Origin of the sequence: Mesobacillus stamsii (genome assembly GCF_030814065.1) — a bacterium.
Lineage (GTDB): Bacteria > Bacillota > Bacilli > Bacillales > Cytobacillaceae > Mesobacillus > Mesobacillus stamsii.
Genome location: NZ_JAUSUN010000007.1, coordinates 53,905 through 70,143, shown reverse-complemented (window position 1 = coordinate 70,143; position 16,239 = coordinate 53,905). Strand labels below are relative to the sequence as shown.

The following is a 16,239-nucleotide window of genomic DNA, read 5'->3' as shown; positions in this document are numbered from 1 at the left end:
CCGCGCATGGATTACAGCGACCGGACATCGACGACAGGGAAAAGCGGATAATGTCCGGAAATGGAAAGGACTAGCAATAGAAACAGTCCGAAATAGGCAATGAAAAGCAAGTCGTACCTGGAAAAATGAAGCTGATAATAGTAGGTCCGCTTTCTGCTGTCCGTGAATCGCTTTGCTTCCATTGCTACCGCGATTCTGTACGCGCGCCGTATGCTCTGAGAAAGCAGCGGGATGGAATAGCCTTTGATCGATGAAAATATCCCGCTGACAGTATAAGTATTTTGAATTCCTCTAACCATCCTTGCGTATCTGATCGCGGTTAGTTCTTCGATCATGATTGGAATCAACCGGATGCCTGCCATGAAGCTGTATGCGTATTTTGGATTGAGCTTCAGCTGTTGCATCAATGAATAAAACAGCAGAACCTGACTGGTCGTCAGAGCGAAGGTGAGACCAAGCATGGCATAAATGATTGCCCTGAATCCAAGGTGCATTCCCCTGTAAAGACTTTCCACGGTAATATCGATCAAACCCCAGTGGAATAGCGTCGTTTCTCCTTTTCCGAACAGAATCATCGACGAAGAAGTCGATAGAAAAATCAACAGGAACGGAATCGAAAAAAGCAGGATCCGCTTGAAAGGATGACCAGTGAAAAAGAGAAACAGTATCGCAGGTCCAATGGCAAACAGTACCATGACATTCGGGTTATGGATGAACAGAACTGCGACAAACAGACAGGCGAGCACAACTAGTTTCACACTTGGGTTGATTTTGTGCAGCCAGGTCATTTTATGGTCAAATGAGATAGGCATGGCCGACCTCCACTGGAATTGACATTTCTGCTTCTTTAACAGTCACTTCTCCGTCGACGACATTCCAGACCTTTGTTGCAAAGTGTTGGATAATATGGCTGTCATGGGTTGCCATAATAATGATGTGCCCGCTTAGCCGATAGCTCTCTAAAAGTTCGAGAACAGCAAATGTATTTTTTGCATCCTGGCCAAAAGTCGGCTCATCCAGAAGCAAGATAGCAGGATTTTTGGCAATAGCTGTGGCCACACTAAGGCGCCGCTTTTGACCCATTGATAATTGGTACGGATGGAGCTCCCTTTGATTCGCGAGATGGAATAGCTGCAACAGCTCGGCAACCTTTTTCTCCATGGTTTCTTGGCTTGCATGTGTTTGTCGGAAAGAAATCGCAAGCTCGTCAAAAACAGTATTCGTAACGAATTGAAGTTCAGGATTTTGAAAAACAAAACCGGCCTCGCTAGAGATGTCTTTATTGCTGTGAATGCTCCGTCCGTTCACCTGGTAGGTCCCGGAAGTTTTCAGCAGTTGAATCAGGGATAAAAGCAAGGTGCTTTTCCCGGCTCCATTTTTTCCAGTTACCGCAATCCAGTCACCAGATACTGCTTCGGCATGCTGGATCCTCAGCTTGGTTTGCTTGTTCCGGAAACCTGTAAAGTTTTCTAAAACGATTTTCCGTTTAAGCGGAAAATCTGGCGTTTTAATGGAGACAGCTGTCGATTGATACTGATCCCATACTCCTGGAAACCAAATACCGTATTTCTCGAACTCGGTTTGATGCGATGGAAAAACTTCATCAGGGCTGCCATCTGCGATAATGGTTCCTGCTGCATCAAATACGATAATCCGATCAATGAAGTCAATCACATGCTCGATTTTGTGTTCAACGATGATGACTGTCTTATCAGCTGCGATTCTCTTTACCGTTTCCCAGATTGCGATTGTCCCTTCTGGATCAAGCATTGCGGTCGGCTCATCAAAGAACAGCACCTCTGGATCGAGGGCCAGCACCGATGCAATCGCCAGCCGCTGCTTCATGCCGCCAGAGAAAGTATTGATTCGTGCATGCGGGTCCTTCAGGTCAAGTCCGACTAATGACAACAGCTCGGAAATTCTTTGAGGCATCTGTTCTCGCGGGACTTGAAGATTTTCCAATACAAAGGCAATCTCCTCATCCGCATATGGCATGCAAAACTGGGAGTCTGGATCTTGAAAAACAAATCCCCAGGAATCTGGATAGGTGCAGTCAGCATATTTGAGCGGTACCTCAATCGAATTTGGAATCAACCCTGAAAGTGCCTGTAACAACGTCGATTTGCCGCAGCCTGAAGGACCAAGCAGGAGCACTTTTTCGCCTTTTTCAAAGGATAGGGACAGATCCTCGAATAGCAATTCTTTCGTTCCGGGAAACTTTAGTCTCAGCTTTTCAAATGAAGATACTATTGGCATCCAATCACTCCTGTTAGTGGTTCAATGAATCAAAGTCATCTTGAGAAGTCGGCCGGAGGATAGCCGTCACACCTGTTCGCTCCAGAGCTCTCACGATTCCGATTGCCAGCAGTCCGGAAAAAACAATGGAACCTGCCGCTCTCATGACAATCAATAATACAAGATTCCATGTCGCCAGGTCTTCGATATACCCTTTATAAAAGTCCATGATCAAGGAACCTGTGCATGCAGCTATACTGGCAAGGCTGACAACAATTATACCGGATCGCTTATAGCCAAAAGCCATCAAAACCAATTCTGCAAACAACCCTTGGACAATGCCGTAGATCAGCACCTCCAGACCCCATTCAGAGCCCATCAGGAATTCTCCGGAAGAAGCGGCTACTTCAGCAAGTAATGCAACACCAGGCTTTCTGATTACGAGAAACGCGACGATGGCAGCGATGAACCACATTCCATAGATGAATTGATCAAGGTGAAGCCCAAGTGGTTTGAGCGCATAATAGAGTGGTCCCCAAATTTTATAGATAATCCCGAATGCAATCGAAATGACGACTGTTACTAAAATATCGGTTAGCCTTAATCCCTTTGTCATTTTTCTTCCCCCCTTTTAATGGACCGCTGCTTTCTTATTGGTTATTGACCAGCCTTCCAGCGTATGAGCCATTTCCCAAAACTTGAGCTCATAATGGCAACTGTAGATAAAGTGTTGCTTCATCTTTTCTCTTTCTTTTTCCGAAGCATTTTCAGCAATCGTATCGAGAAGGCTGAGCTGCTCGTTTACAAGCTCGCTGAACCAGTCACTTCCGTATGCAGCAATCCATTCCTGGTAGATCGGTGTTTCAGGGGCTGCGTGTTTAAGCGTCTCGCCAATTTCGTAGTAAATCCAGTAACAGGGGAGCATGGCGGCAATGATTTCTCCAAGGCTACCTGAAGCCGCCACCCTGTATAGATGGGAAGTATAGGCATATGCCGTTGGTGCTGGCAGAAAGCTTTGGAGTTCCTCCCTCGTCACTCCGAGCTGGCCGATGAATTTTTCATGGAGGCTTAGCTCTGCCTGAAAGGTTCCTTGGGCATGGGCTGCCATTTTAGCGGTAATCGACAATTCCTCAGCCCTTGAAGCAGCAATGGCCTGGATGCGGGCAAAATGAGAAAGGTAATACGAATCCTGTAAAACATAGTAGCGGAAGTTTTCAATTGGCAAGCTACCCTTGGCAATTCCTTGAACGAATGGATGGTCCAAATTTGCTTCCCAAATGGCATTTGCTTCTTGACGGATCAACTGGGTAAAAGTAGACATAATTCCCTCCTGGTAAGTGATTTTTAAGATGCTGAATTTTTCCAATAAAAAAGCCACTTTCTGCAGGCAGAAAGTGGCTGTATTGGCAGTAAAAGAAAAGGATACCGCTTTTTACATACTCCACTTCCCTACGCTGGTATCATCCAGATCAGGTTCAAAGGGTCTTAAAGTTTCACTCTAATCTCAGCCTTCACAAAGGCTCCCCTAGCAGGTAAAAAATCACTATTGAATTTATTTTCTGATTTTGATCATATCACTCTTCACGAAATTGTCAATAATTCTGAAAGCTTTTTTAGCAGGAAAAAGGGCAAAAATGAATCGCTATAAGGCTTGTTTCAGGCATTTTAGTAATTTCGGAAAACAAATTCCTCTTTTAAGCATATTTTTGGACTATGCAGCACTTCTTTTATAGGATAGGTTTATGCAGGAAATACTATTTCCGAATGGGTAACGGAAATTGGCGTATTATGATATCCAAAGGAGTTGTACACCATGTCAGAAGAAAAAATTTATGACGTCATTATCATCGGTGCCGGACCAGCAGGGATGACGGCTGCTGTTTATACCTCCCGTGCGAACTTATCGACACTGATGCTTGAGCGCGGCGTGCCGGGCGGCCAGATGGCTAATACAGAAGAAGTGGAAAACTATCCAGGATTTGAGCATATTCTTGGGCCAGAACTATCGACAAAAATGTTTGACCACGCAAAAAAATTCGGTGCAGAATATGCTTATGGGGATGTAAAAGAAGTCATCGATGGCAAAGAATATAAAACAATAAAGGTGGGCAATAAGGAATACAAAGCCCGCTCCATCATCATTTCTGCTGGTGCCGAGTACAAAAAGCTTGGCGTTCCTGGCGAGCAGGAGCTTGGCGGCCGAGGTGTGTCTTACTGTGCGGTTTGCGACGGCGCATTCTTTAAAAATAAAGAACTTGTAGTGGTTGGCGGCGGCGATTCCGCTGTGGAAGAGGGCGTTTATTTGACGCGCTTCGCTTCAAAAGTGACGATCGTGCACCGTCGTGACGAACTTCGTGCGCAAAAAATTCTTCAAGACCGCGCCTTTGCGAATGAAAAAATTGATTTCATCTGGAATCACACGATCAAAAAAATCAATGATAAAGACGGCAAAGTTGGCAGCGTGACGCTAATTTCCACACTAGATGGCACGGAACAGGAATTTGCGGCTGACGGCGTGTTCATCTACATTGGAATGGTTCCATTGACCAAGCCATTCGAAGCCCTTGGCATTACAAACAGCAACGGCTATATCGAAACAAATGAGCAGATGGAAACGAAAGTTCCAGGTATTTTTGCAGCTGGAGACATCCGTGAAAAAACGCTGCGCCAAATCGTGACGGCAACTGGCGACGGAAGTATCGCTGGTCAAAACGCTCAGCATTATGTCGAAGAATTGATCGAGGAATTGAAAGCAAAAGCGTAACAGCTCTTATTGATGGGAAAAACCTCACATCGAGGGATAAATTAACAAAAAGTCATCGTTTATTAATTCAACTGTAACAGTAGTGAAACAATCATTGGATATAATAAAAATAGAAATTGACCCCCTTTTAAAAATATAAACCTTGTTGCACAGGTAATCCTGTGCTCTTTTTTTTATCCATAAAAATGGTACAGACATAGGCAAACGAATAGAACACTTAAAAAATTATCGCTCTTCGATATCATTGTGGGGAAAACTGAAAAATAGTATAATGGAAAGAATAAAAAGTCCGGTAAATTGAAGGCTATGCGTCCGGATTCCATTAAAATAGCAACAAGTGAAAGGTATGCAGGAATACCGCCTTTTTTGCGGCGGACTTTTCTAATGCATATTGATGAAGAGGTGGACAGAATGCAGCGCGTCACGAATTGTGTTTTGGTGAAAGAGGATAAAATTTTGCTGCTGCAGAAGCCACGCCGCAATTGGTGGGTGGCTCCAGGCGGGAAGATGGAACCAGGAGAGACTGTGAAGGATTCTTGTATTCGGGAATTCCGGGAAGAAACAGGTATTTACCTGAGAAATCCTCAAATTAAAGGGATTTTCACGTTCGTCATCAAGGAAGAGGACCAGGTCGTATCTGAGTGGATGATGTTCACTTTTTATGCTACTGAGGCAGATGGGAACAATCTCGATGTTACGGACGAAGGGACTATCTCCTGGCACGGGATAGAGGACATCAAAGAACTGCCGATGGCGGCAGGAGATTATCATATTCTCGATTATATGGTCCATGGACAAGGAATCATTTATGGAACATTTACGTATACACCGGATTTCGAGCTGATTCATTACAGGCTCGACCCAAATTAATCCGAAAAATACAAAATTAATTTTTCAGGGGGAAGAGAAATGACTACCGGTTCCATTACTGATACCCAGCTTGTCATCATAACAGGTATGTCAGGGGCAGGAAAAACGGTTGCGATCCAGAGTTTTGAGGACCTTGGCTTTTTCTGTGTCGACAATTTGCCGCCGACCTTGCTGCCGAAGTTCCTTGAGTTGATGAAGGAATCTGGTACTAAAATGAATAAGGTCGCACTGGTCATGGATTTGCGTGGACGTGAATTTTTTGATTCTTTGTTCAAGGCACTGGATGATCTGGCGGAAACTTCATGGGTGACACCCGAGGTCTTGTTCCTTGATGCAGATGATTCGACCCTTGTCCGCCGGTATAAAGAAACGAGACGTTCGCATCCACTTGCTCCATCTGGTTTGCCGCTTGAAGGCATCCAGCTTGAACGGGAGCTGCTGGAAGAACTGAAGGGCAGAGCGCAGCTTATTTATAATACAACCGGGATGAAACCGAAAGATCTGCGCGAAAAAATCCTTGAAGAATTTTCGATTAATAAGAAGACGATTTTCACCGTGAATGTCATGTCCTTTGGGTTTAAGCATGGAATCCCAATCGATGCTGACCTCGTTTTCGATGTCCGCTTTTTGCCAAATCCGCATTATATTGAGCATATGCGGCCAAAAACCGGTCTTGATGAAGAGGTGTCGACATACGTTTTAAAATGGAATGAGACATCCAAATTTCTTGAAAAGGTCACCGATCTGCTGAGCTTCATGCTTCCTCATTATAAGCGAGAAGGAAAGGCTCAGCTGATCATTGCCATCGGCTGTACGGGAGGTCAGCATCGTTCGGTAGCACTGGCGGAGCATATTGCCAAATATTTCGAGAAGGATTACCATACGCGCGTGACCCACCGAGATATCGATAAAAGGAAGGGACTTACGACATGATGACGGAACTACTGCCAAAAATCGTCATCATCGGAGGCGGAACAGGCCTTCCAGTCCTGCTCCGGGGCTTGAAAAAGCATCCCGTCGAAATCACTGCAATTGTCACTGTGGCTGATGATGGCGGAAGTTCAGGCCGTCTGCGTGAGAATATGCAGATTCCTCCTCCTGGCGATATTCGAAATGTCCTCGCTGCCCTATCGGATGTGGAGCCGTTGATTGAGGAAATGTTTCAGCATCGATTCAATACATCCAATGAGTTATCCGGCCACTCGCTCGGAAATCTGATCCTGGCGGCAATGACGTCGATTACCGGCAATTTTGTCCATGCGATCCAGGAGATGAGCAAGGTGCTCAATGTGCACGGAAAAGTCTTGCCGGCAGCAAACAGAAGCGTCATTTTGAATGCGGTGATGGAGGATGACAGCATCGTCAGAGGCGAATCGAAAATTCCATACTCAGGCAAACGAATCAAGAGAGTGTACTTGAACCCTGAAGGCGTAAAGCCATTGCCTGAAACGCTCCAGGCGATCAGAGAAGCGGATTTGATTGTCATCGGCCCGGGAAGCTTATATACAAGCATCCTGCCAAACTTGCTTGTGAAAAAGCTTGGCAAGGAAGTGTGCAAAGCAAAAGCGCGCAAGGTGTATGTTTGCAATTTAATGACCCAGGCCGGCGAGACGCATGATTTTACGGCAAGCGACCATATACAAGCGATCTACGATCATATGGATTGTGCTTTTATCGATACGGTTTTGGTAAACAGTGAGACCATCCCACCGGATGTGGAGCTTCGCTACAAGGAAGAACGGGCCCAGCCTGTCGTATTTGATCTGGAACGATTGAATTCTTTAGGAGTCGAAGTCGTCCAGGACGAAATCGCAGAACTGGATGGCAATGTCATCCGACATGATACAAAGAAAGTTGCAGAAATTTTATATTCGATGATAATTGATGAAACCAAAAAGAGGCATAACGCGTAAATATAAGAAGCAAGCGTTTGCCTCGATAAAAAAAACAGCTGCTGTCCTTTTGTGAGGCGTCAGCACCAGACAATCAGGGGGTGAAGAGGTGTCGTTCGCTTCGGAAACAAAAAAAGAACTCACGAATATGGACGTGAAGGGCTGCTGCGGCAATGCCGAATTGTCCGCTTTGATCCGGATGAATGGTTCCCTTTCCTTCTCTAATCGCAAACTCATCGTAGACGTACAGACAGAAAATGCCGCGATTGCCAGGCGAATCTATACCTTGATCAAGAAAAGCTATCAGATACAGGTAGAGCTTTTGGTGCGAAAGAAGATGCGGCTGAAAAAAAATAATGTTTATATTGTCCGCCTGAATGAATCGGCCAGAGAAATTCTGGAGGATTTAAAGATTTTAGGAGAAGGCATGGAAATTAACCATGAAATTTCACGAGAACTAGTTAAAAAGAAATGTTGTAAGCGTTCTTATTTAAGAGGTGCTTTTCTTGCAGGTGGGTCAGTGAATAACCCGGAAACATCGTCCTATCATCTGGAGATTGCCTCGATATATCAGGAGCATAATGATTCTTTAAGTCAGTTGATGAACACCTTTGGACTGAACAGCAAAACGCTGGAACGGAAAAAAGGCTTTATCACTTATCTGAAGGAGGCGGAAAAAATCACCGAGTTTTTGACCATTGTCGGTGCCCACAATGCCTTGCTGAGATTTGAAGATATCCGGATTGTCCGCGATATGAGAAACTCGGTCAATCGCCTTGTTAATTGTGAAACGGCGAACTTAAATAAAACGATCAGCGCCGCATTAAGACAGGTGGAGAATATCCGATTTATAAGGGATACAGTTGGCCTGCAAATTTTACCGGAAAAGCTGAGGGAGATTGCTCAGCTTCGTGTCGATTATCAGGAAGTCACCCTCAAGGAGCTGGGCGAAATGGTCAGCGGGGGAACGATCAGCAAATCAGGAATCAATCACCGGCTGCGAAAAATTGATGAGATAGCAGATAAACTGCGTGCCGGGCAAACGATAAATAAATAGGGATCAGGAGGAAAAGCAATGGTTGAAAAACAGGTGCAAGTCAAACTGAAGACCGGACTGCAGGCACGCCCTGCGGCATTATTCGTGCAAGAAGCAAACAGGTTCTCATCCGATATTTTTCTGGAGAAGGATGGGAAAAAGGTGAATGCAAAGAGCATCATGGGCTTGATGAGTCTGGCAGTCAGTTCCGGCGTATCGGTGAATCTGATCGCAAATGGAAAGGACGAAGAAGAAGCGATAGCAAAGCTAACTGAATATATTCAGAATGAAAATTAAGCTTAATAAAAAAACTCGCTCTTTTACAAGGGCGAGTTTTCTGCGATTATTTATTCTTTTTTTCTTCGATTATGCTGCGTGTGATGATTTGATCGACAAGACCATATTCTTTCGCACGCTCAGCTGTCATGAAATTATCGCGGTCCGTATCCTTTGAAATGACTTCAAGCGACTGGCCGGTACGTTCGGAAAGAATGGTATTCAGCTTTTCACGAAGGAACAGGATGCGCTTTGCAGCGATTTCGATTTCAGTTGCCTGTCCTTGTGCGCCTCCAAGTGGCTGGTGAATCATGACTTCCGCGTTTGGCAGGGCATAACGCTTGCCTTTTGTTCCGGCTGCGAGAAGGAAGGCACCCATGGAAGCAGCCATACCGATACAGATTGTCTGTACATCTGGTTTGATGAACTGCATAGTATCGTAAATTGCCATTCCGGCAGTGATGCTGCCGCCAGGGCTATTAATGTAGATAGAAATGTCTTTTTCCGGATTTTCAGCTTCCAGGAAAAGCAGCTGGGCTACAATGGAGTTGGCAACATTGTCATCAATGCCGCTTCCCAGCATAATAATGCGATCCTTTAAAAGGCGGGAATAAATATCATATGCCCTCTCGCCCCGGTTCGTTTGTTCAATAACTGTAGGAATCAAGTTCATGTTTGTTTTCCTCCTTTAACGTTAAATCTTGCCATAACTAGGCTGGCATTAAATGGTTCGTTTGCCAAAGTGCCTTATGTAGTTTCATGATACACGCATGGTCAATAAAGGTCAAACAAATCGCTTACAAAGCCAGCAAAAACTGTTCGACAATATTCCCATTTGCTGTACCGTATCCATCTTACCCAAGTTAGTCATTTTTAAACAAACGCTGATAGGGCAGATGTAGATGAGTATTTGAGATTTTAAGAGACGAACGACTATCGTCACATAATAAATTTTTTGTATGATAACTGTGTATTCGGGATCGATTACATCGGGTAAAAAAGATACGGCAGAAAATCCTTCTTGCAAATGGAGATGACTTATCCTATAATAGTTAAGCGTACTGTCAACTTCAGACATGCCCTCGTGGTGCAACGGATAGCACGTAAGCCTCCGAAGCTTAAAATGTGAGTTCGATTCTCGCCGAGGGCACTACAACATAGAAAAAATAAGGGTTTTCGAGTATTCGGATCAACTGTCCGTATACCTCGAAAACCCTTATTTTATTTACATTCCTATAAATAGAGATGTCATTCGTATAAAAGATTCCCAAAATATTCTTGAACACCTTCATTACCAAATAGGAAACCGGACCCAATAATTGGATGGTTAATTAAAACTAAAAACCCATATTTTCTTTAAAAAAACCAATAAAATGTAAAATGGTGTAGACTTTTGTCGGAATAAAGTGTAAATTATTCACTATATCGACACTTTATACGAAAAAGGCAAACTTATCGAAAGGTAAGGACGCAAAGCTTCAGACCTAAGGCAATTGCTAAGGTAGCTGGGTTACCGAAGAAAGTGGGAAAGAAAAAAGCACACGCTCCCATTTTTTTGGGAATTTGTGCTTTTTTATATTTATGGAGGTGTAAAATGATTGAATCAGAACAAGGTTTAGAAATGTATCATTTATTTCAACCAATCTACGATGTCCAGAAATGGCACTTGGTTGGTTATGAAGGCCTATTAAGAACCATGCAACGCATCAATCCGGAAGAAAGTTTCAGGATCGCTAAAAAGGAAAAAAGGCTTTATGAATTAGATTCGCGGTCTATTCACAAAGCCTTCGCCACCTACCAATTGGCAGATGATTCAAAAGGACGAAAGAAACTGTTTTTAAATGTCTTTCCATCGACAATTATTAATCCCAATTTCCTGCCTTTTATAAGGAGTATTATCCAGGAAAATCGTTTCATGAGTCAACAGATAATCTTGGAAATTGTAGAAAGTGAGCAAATTAATTTAGAAAAAGTAAAGATGGCATTACCTGAATTAAAGAAACTAGGCTTGAAAATAGCAGTAGATGATTTTGGTAAAGGTTCTACATCGATCAGGATGCTTTTAGAATTACAACCTGACTTTTTAAAGTTAGATCGTTATTTTGTTACAGATTTATTTTCGAATGAGCAGAAAAAAGACGTTATATTTTCTTTGCTTAATTTTTGTGAGAAATACAATTCCGATCTAATTGTAGAGGGAGTAGAAGACGAGATAAGCCTGGCAATTTTAAAAAGCTTAGGTGTTAAATATGCTCAAGGATATCTACTCGGTAAACCTTCACTCCTTTCAAGAACAGGAGTTTGCTTATAATGACTACTGAAATAAGCTTGTTAATTATTTTTTCAATAACATTGATTCATATTCTTATGTATTTGAATATAGCTAATTTAAATAAAAGAATGAAAACAGAAATAACTTCACAGCCAAAAAAGCATTTTCCCAAACAAGTAACAGATAAAGCCCCTTCGGTTGGTACACCTAGGAAAAACAGAAGAAAATGTATAAGGGTACCAGTTGAGAATGAATTTTGTACTGTAAGTTTTTATGAGATAGGAAATCCGAAATTTAGAAGTTTACGAAATAAGAAGATTACTGGTTATATTAAGGATATTAGCTTATCCGGATTGAAAATGACGAGTAATTTTGAACTTCCTGTAAGGTCTGATATTTGTGTAATGATCTCTTTTGAATTGCATGGAATTCCTTTAATCTTAAAGGGGAAGATAGTAAGAAGAGAAGATCATCTTGGGGAAGAATTCGTTGTTTATGGAATTGAATTTCAAAATTTAAGTAGACAAGCCCAATTGGAGTTAAGTAAGTTTATTAACAATAAAACGAAAGTAACTGCTCATCAAGAGTTTGCCGACAGTATTTGATTAAAGAAGCTACGTTCATTCGGTAACTGGTTCGGTTTGGAGGGGAAAGCTGTCCGAAGTTGGCCTTAGTTCGGACAGGTTTTCGTCGCTTTCGGCAAAAGTAGTCCGAAGTTGGCGCTAGTTCGGACAGGTTCCCGTCGTTTTCGGCAAAAGTAGTCCGAAGTTTGCTAAAGTTCGGACAGGTTTCCGTCGTTTCCGGCAAAAGTAGTCCGAAGTTGGTTCAAGTCCGGAAAGGTTTTCGTCTTTTCCGGCAAAAGTAGTCGGAAGTAATGTGATGTCGATAGTGGATTTTGATTGTCCTGTCAAATTCTTTCCATACACCAATGCTCGTTTATCATGTAAAATGAATGCAGGGGTGATTTGGATGGATATGAAAGCTAGTTTGGTGCAAAAGCAAACGTTGAAATTGGCGATGACGCAGGAGTTGACTCAGGCAATTGCGCTTTTGCAATATTCTGCACAGGAGCTTGCTGCTTTTTTAGAAGCTAAATCGGTGGAAAATCCCCTGTTGCAAGTTGAATTCAAAAATATTACTCAATTGGACTCCAATATGGACCGAACGAGAAAAAAGCCAAAACGAAGCTTCGATCGAGACGATAGGAACTTGATTGAGCAAATCGGTTCCAATGAGAGCGAGACGCTGGAAGAATACCTTCATTCCCAACTAAATTTCTTAAAAGCGTCGCCTATAGAAAAAGTGATTTTACCTGTGCTGATTGAAAATATAGATGAAAACGGTTACTTAAATCTAGATCGCGAGGAACTAATAAAAAGATTTGCAGTTGATAAAGAAATAATCGATTGCGCTTTCTTTAAGCTGCAATCATTGGATCCGGCTGGCATCGCCGGAAAGGACCTTCAGGAGTGTCTGCTTATTCAGTTAAAAAGGCAGCAGCGTTCACGAGAAAACCAGCTGGCAATCACGATTATTAGCGAGCACTTTCTTCTTTTTGCCGAGAAAAAGTGGAAGGCTCTGGCTAAAATTCTGGGGATTGATTTGAAGGATATCCAGAAGGTCCATGATGAGATTCAGAAGCTTGATCCCAAACCAGGCGCAGTTTTTCAGCGAGAGCAGCCGGCCTATATTGTGCCGGATGTTATCGTGAAACGAGAAGGAGAGAAACTATCCGTCGGTGTCTATGATGCGCTGATTCCGAAAATTTCTTTTAACGACAGCTATTATCGCCAGCTATCACAGCATAAGGATCAAGAAGTCAATAAATTCCTCCAGGAAAAGCAGGGGGATTTCCAGTGGGTTCGCCGCAGCCTTGAACAGCGGAAGGAAACATTGCTTAAAGTATCGATGAAAATCATTGAAAAACAGCCGGACTTTTTCTTGAAAGGACCTTCTCACTTGTCGCCGATGACGATGAGGGAGGTGGCGGATGAGCTGGAGATCCACGAGTCAACCGTTAGCCGGACGGTCCGTGAAAAATATGTGCAGACACCAAGCGGAACCTATGAATTGAAATCGTTCTTTACTAGTGGGGTTGCCACCACCGAAAACGATCATGCCTCATCGCAATCTGTAAAGGCGGCAATCGAGCACTATATAATGGAAGAAGATAAAAGAAAGCCGATTTCGGACCAGGCGCTAGTGGAAATGCTGAAGGAACAGAAAGGAATGATGATATCCCGCAGAACAGTCGCGAAATACCGAGACCAGTTAGGGATCCCGTCCTCCGCCAAACGAAAACGATTCGAATAAGCAGGATAAGGAGTCTGAAATGAAAAAAATAGTCAAACTTTATTCGCGTCCTCGCTGCCACTTATGCGAGAATGCGCGCCAGATTCTCGAAGAACTCCAGCAAAACTGGAATTTTACAATAGAAGAAATCAATATTGACGACGATAGCGAGCTTGTCGAAAAGTATGGGATAACCATTCCGGTCATCAAACTGGATGGAGAAGAGCTGCAAAATGGCATTATTACTAAAAAGTTCATAAATGAAGCGTTTTCACGAAAAAACCTTGAGTTTATAAGTTGATTAAGAATTTCACACCTGTTAAAATGGATTCTGTAGCAGGGGTGATTTTTTTTACCACGAGTGGGACATAATATGTCTTAGCGGGACATTTTACGCCCATCACTTATAAAGGAGAATATCAACATGGACTTATCGCTCATTGATATTCAAAAAAGAATATTGCCCGATTTACTGCAAGTTATGCAAAAACGCTCTCTCATCCTCCAATACATAAACGTAATGCAGCCAGTTGGCAGGAGGAATCTCTCGACCAGCCTGAATTTGACAGAACGGGTTTTGCGTTCTGAGGTAGAGTTTTTGAAAGACCAGAATCTGATCTCCATGTCGGTTTCAGGAATGACACTGACAAAAGAGGGTAAAGATATACTGGAAAGTCTTGATAGAGTAATGCGGGACATAATGGGTATAAACACATTAGAGCATCAGCTTGAAAAACGCATGGGCATCCGAAAGGTCATTGTGGTTCCAGGAGACAGCGATCGTTTACCATGGGTGAAAAGCGAGCTGGGCCGCGCGACAGCCGGAAGCATGAAAGAGCTCCTCCATGGCGATAAAAATATCATTGCTGTAACTGGGGGATCGACGATGGCGGCCGTGGCGGAAAGCCTGACTCCTGACTTTGGCGAAAAAGGTTTGGTGTTCGTACCAGCAAGAGGCGGAATCGGCGAGGACGTCAAGAATCAGGCGAATACGGTTTGTGCCATCATGGCAGACAAAACGAAATCCCGCAACCGGGTCTTTTATGTACCGGATCAGGTCAGCAGCGAAGTGTACAAGTCTTTTATCAAAGAACCGCTGATTTATGAAGTATGGAATTTAGTCAAATCAGCAAGCATGGTTTTACATGGGATTGGAGACGCTATTACAATGGCGGAACGCCGCAATACTAGCGAAGAAGATTTGCAAAAAATTCTCGAAGGCAAGGCAGTCGGCGAGGCTTTTGGCTATTATTTTAACGAAGAAGGAGAAATCGTCCACAAAGTGCTAACGATCGGCCTTCAGTTGGAGGATCTCGCAAATATAGGCAATATTATCGCGGTTGCTGGCGGGCAGTCAAAGGCAAAGGCAATCAGAGCCTATATGAAACAGGCACCTTCCTCGACCATTTTGGTCACGGATGAAGGGGCCGCTAAAACATTGTTACAAGGGTAACACCTTAATATAAACAACACCTTTTATAGGAATCAAAGGAGGAAATATTCATGGCAGTAAAAGTTGGTATTAACGGATTTGGACGTATAGGACGCATCGTGTTCCGCGCGGCTCTAAAAAACCCTAATGTAGAAGTGGTGGCAGTCAATGATTTAACAGATGCGAATATGCTTGCACACCTTTTAAAATATGACACCGTTCATGGAACATTGAACCAAGACATTACAGTTGATGGTGACTACCTTGTAGTGGACGGCCATAAAGTGAAGGTGCTTGCTGAAAGAGATCCAGCTCAGCTTGGCTGGGGCGATCTTGGCGTAGAAGTAGTAGTAGAATCAACTGGACGTTTCACTAAGCGTGCAGACGCAGCGAAGCATCTGGAAGCAGGCGCAAAGAAAGTTATTATTTCTGCTCCAGCATCTGACGAAGACATTACGATTGTTATGGGTGTAAACGACGACAAATACGATGCAGCTAACCACCATGTAATCTCTAATGCATCTTGTACAACAAACTGCCTGGCACCATTCGCGAAAGTTCTGAACGATAACTTTGGAATCAAGCGCGGTATGATGACAACTGTTCACTCATACACAAATGACCAGCAAATTCTTGACCTTCCGCACAAAGACTACCGTCGTGCGCGTGCAGCTGCGGAAAACATTATTCCTACAACAACTGGTGCTGCAAAAGCTGTTTCTTTAGTTTTGCCAGAACTAAAAGGCAAACTGAACGGTGGAGCAATGCGCGTTCCAACTCCAAACGTTTCACTTGTTGACCTAGTTGCTGAGCTTGAAAAGGACGTAACAGTGGAAGAAATCAATGCTGCATTTAAGAAAGCTTCAGAAAACGAACTTAAAGGCATCCTTGGATACAGCGAAGAGCCACTCGTATCTAGCGATTACAATGGCTGTACCAATTCTTCTACAATCGATGCGCTTTCCACCATGGTTATGGAAGGCAGTATGGTAAAAGTAATCTCTTGGTATGATAACGAAACCGGCTACTCTAACCGTGTAGTGGACCTAGTTGATTTCATCGCTAAAAAAGGTCTGTAAGCAAATATTGGATTCATAATCCATTTACGACTATAATGTAGTGGGATGAAAGGGGAGCGGGGTAAAAATTCCCTCTCCTCTTTTTTTGGAA

17 protein-coding genes, 1 tRNA gene and 2 riboswitches are annotated in these 16,239 nt (G+C 43.3%); of the genes, 13 read left to right on the top strand and 5 right to left on the bottom strand.

What is annotated here, in order from left to right:
- Positions 1-11: 11 nt before the first annotated feature.
- The 4 genes from J2S25_RS07855 to tenA are packed head-to-tail and all read right to left on the bottom strand — an operon-like array spanning position 12 to position 3,556.
- Entirely contained in the window at positions 12-812 is an 801-nt protein-coding gene (locus J2S25_RS07855) for an energy-coupling factor transporter transmembrane component T family protein (RefSeq protein WP_044390510.1), read from the bottom strand.
- Positions 796-2,256 carry an ABC transporter ATP-binding protein gene (locus tag J2S25_RS07850; protein ID WP_044390511.1) on the bottom strand — a complete coding sequence of 487 codons (1,461 nt, stop codon included), beginning with the start codon at positions 2,254-2,256 and terminating at the stop codon, positions 796-798. The genes J2S25_RS07855 and J2S25_RS07850 overlap by 17 nt, the downstream gene beginning before the upstream one ends.
- Positions 2,257-2,269: 13 nt before the next feature.
- Entirely contained in the window at positions 2,270-2,851 is a 582-nt protein-coding gene (locus J2S25_RS07845; RefSeq protein ID WP_044390513.1) for an ECF transporter S component, read from the bottom strand.
- A 15-nt stretch (positions 2,852-2,866) separates the two neighbouring features.
- Entirely contained in the window at positions 2,867-3,556 is a 690-nt protein-coding gene (gene tenA, locus J2S25_RS07840; RefSeq protein ID WP_044390581.1) for a thiaminase II, read from the bottom strand.
- Between the two features lie 108 nt (positions 3,557-3,664).
- Positions 3,665-3,772: riboswitch (TPP riboswitch) on the bottom strand.
- Positions 3,773-4,048: 276 nt separating this feature from the next.
- On the opposite strand from tenA, the gene trxB reads away from it, so the two are divergent.
- The 6 genes from trxB to J2S25_RS07810 all read left to right on the top strand — a co-directional run bounded on the left by trxB (position 4,049) and on the right by J2S25_RS07810 (position 9,094).
- The gene (gene trxB / locus J2S25_RS07835; protein ID WP_307191617.1) at positions 4,049-4,999 is read left to right on the top strand and encodes a thioredoxin-disulfide reductase; all 951 of its coding nucleotides are present in this window, start codon (positions 4,049-4,051) and stop codon (positions 4,997-4,999) included.
- A gap of 411 nt (positions 5,000-5,410) precedes the next feature.
- Complete coding sequence (locus J2S25_RS07830; RefSeq protein WP_307191657.1) at positions 5,411-5,869, top strand: NUDIX hydrolase; 459 nt, start codon at positions 5,411-5,413, stop codon at positions 5,867-5,869.
- Positions 5,870-5,908: 39 nt separating this feature from the next.
- Positions 5,909-6,802: an RNase adapter RapZ gene (rapZ, locus tag J2S25_RS07825; RefSeq protein ID WP_044390519.1), complete on the top strand. Its 894-nt coding sequence runs from the start codon at positions 5,909-5,911 to the stop codon at positions 6,800-6,802.
- Entirely contained in the window at positions 6,799-7,782 is a 984-nt protein-coding gene (gene mgfK, locus J2S25_RS07820) for a gluconeogenesis morphogenetic factor MgfK (RefSeq protein WP_044390521.1), read from the top strand. The genes rapZ and mgfK overlap by 4 nt, the downstream gene beginning before the upstream one ends.
- A gap of 88 nt (positions 7,783-7,870) precedes the next feature.
- Positions 7,871-8,818 carry a DNA-binding protein WhiA gene (whiA, locus tag J2S25_RS07815; RefSeq protein ID WP_044390523.1) on the top strand — a complete coding sequence of 316 codons (948 nt, stop codon included), beginning with the start codon at positions 7,871-7,873 and terminating at the stop codon, positions 8,816-8,818.
- An 18-nt stretch (positions 8,819-8,836) separates the two neighbouring features.
- Positions 8,837-9,094 (top strand): HPr family phosphocarrier protein, encoded by a 258-nt coding sequence (locus tag J2S25_RS07810; protein ID WP_044390525.1) that lies wholly within the window; start codon positions 8,837-8,839, stop codon positions 9,092-9,094.
- A gap of 46 nt (positions 9,095-9,140) precedes the next feature.
- On the opposite strand, the gene clpP is transcribed toward J2S25_RS07810, so the two are convergent.
- Complete coding sequence (gene clpP / locus J2S25_RS07805; protein WP_044390527.1) at positions 9,141-9,746, bottom strand: ATP-dependent Clp endopeptidase proteolytic subunit ClpP; 606 nt, start codon at positions 9,744-9,746, stop codon at positions 9,141-9,143.
- Positions 9,747-10,151: 405 nt separating this feature from the next.
- Between clpP and J2S25_RS07800 the strand changes: the two genes are divergently transcribed.
- The 7 genes from J2S25_RS07800 (at position 10,152) to gap (ending at position 16,148) form a co-directional block, all read left to right on the top strand.
- Positions 10,152-10,223 (top strand) — tRNA-Arg (locus tag J2S25_RS07800).
- Positions 10,224-10,508: 285 nt separating this feature from the next.
- Positions 10,509-10,591, top strand: a riboswitch (cyclic di-GMP riboswitch).
- 76 nt (positions 10,592-10,667) lie between these two features.
- Positions 10,668-11,384: an EAL domain-containing protein gene (locus J2S25_RS07795; RefSeq protein ID WP_044390531.1), complete on the top strand. Its 717-nt coding sequence runs from the start codon at positions 10,668-10,670 to the stop codon at positions 11,382-11,384.
- The gene (locus tag J2S25_RS07790; protein WP_052806904.1) at positions 11,384-11,950 is read left to right on the top strand and encodes a PilZ domain-containing protein; all 567 of its coding nucleotides are present in this window, start codon (positions 11,384-11,386) and stop codon (positions 11,948-11,950) included. Before J2S25_RS07795 ends, J2S25_RS07790 begins: the two co-directional genes overlap by 1 nt.
- 364 nt (positions 11,951-12,314) lie before the next feature.
- Entirely contained in the window at positions 12,315-13,658 is a 1,344-nt protein-coding gene (gene rpoN / locus J2S25_RS07785; protein WP_044390532.1) for an RNA polymerase factor sigma-54, read from the top strand.
- A gap of 19 nt (positions 13,659-13,677) precedes the next feature.
- Positions 13,678-13,938: a glutaredoxin family protein gene (locus J2S25_RS07780; protein ID WP_307191616.1), complete on the top strand. Its 261-nt coding sequence runs from the start codon at positions 13,678-13,680 to the stop codon at positions 13,936-13,938.
- Positions 13,939-14,061: 123 nt separating this feature from the next.
- On the top strand, positions 14,062-15,090 hold the full coding sequence (locus J2S25_RS07775) for a sugar-binding transcriptional regulator (RefSeq protein ID WP_307191615.1): 1,029 nt from the start codon (positions 14,062-14,064) through the stop codon (positions 15,088-15,090).
- 50 nt (positions 15,091-15,140) lie between these two features.
- Complete coding sequence (gene gap, locus J2S25_RS07770) at positions 15,141-16,148, top strand: type I glyceraldehyde-3-phosphate dehydrogenase (protein ID WP_044390538.1); 1,008 nt, start codon at positions 15,141-15,143, stop codon at positions 16,146-16,148.
- Positions 16,149-16,239: the final 91 nt, after the last annotated feature.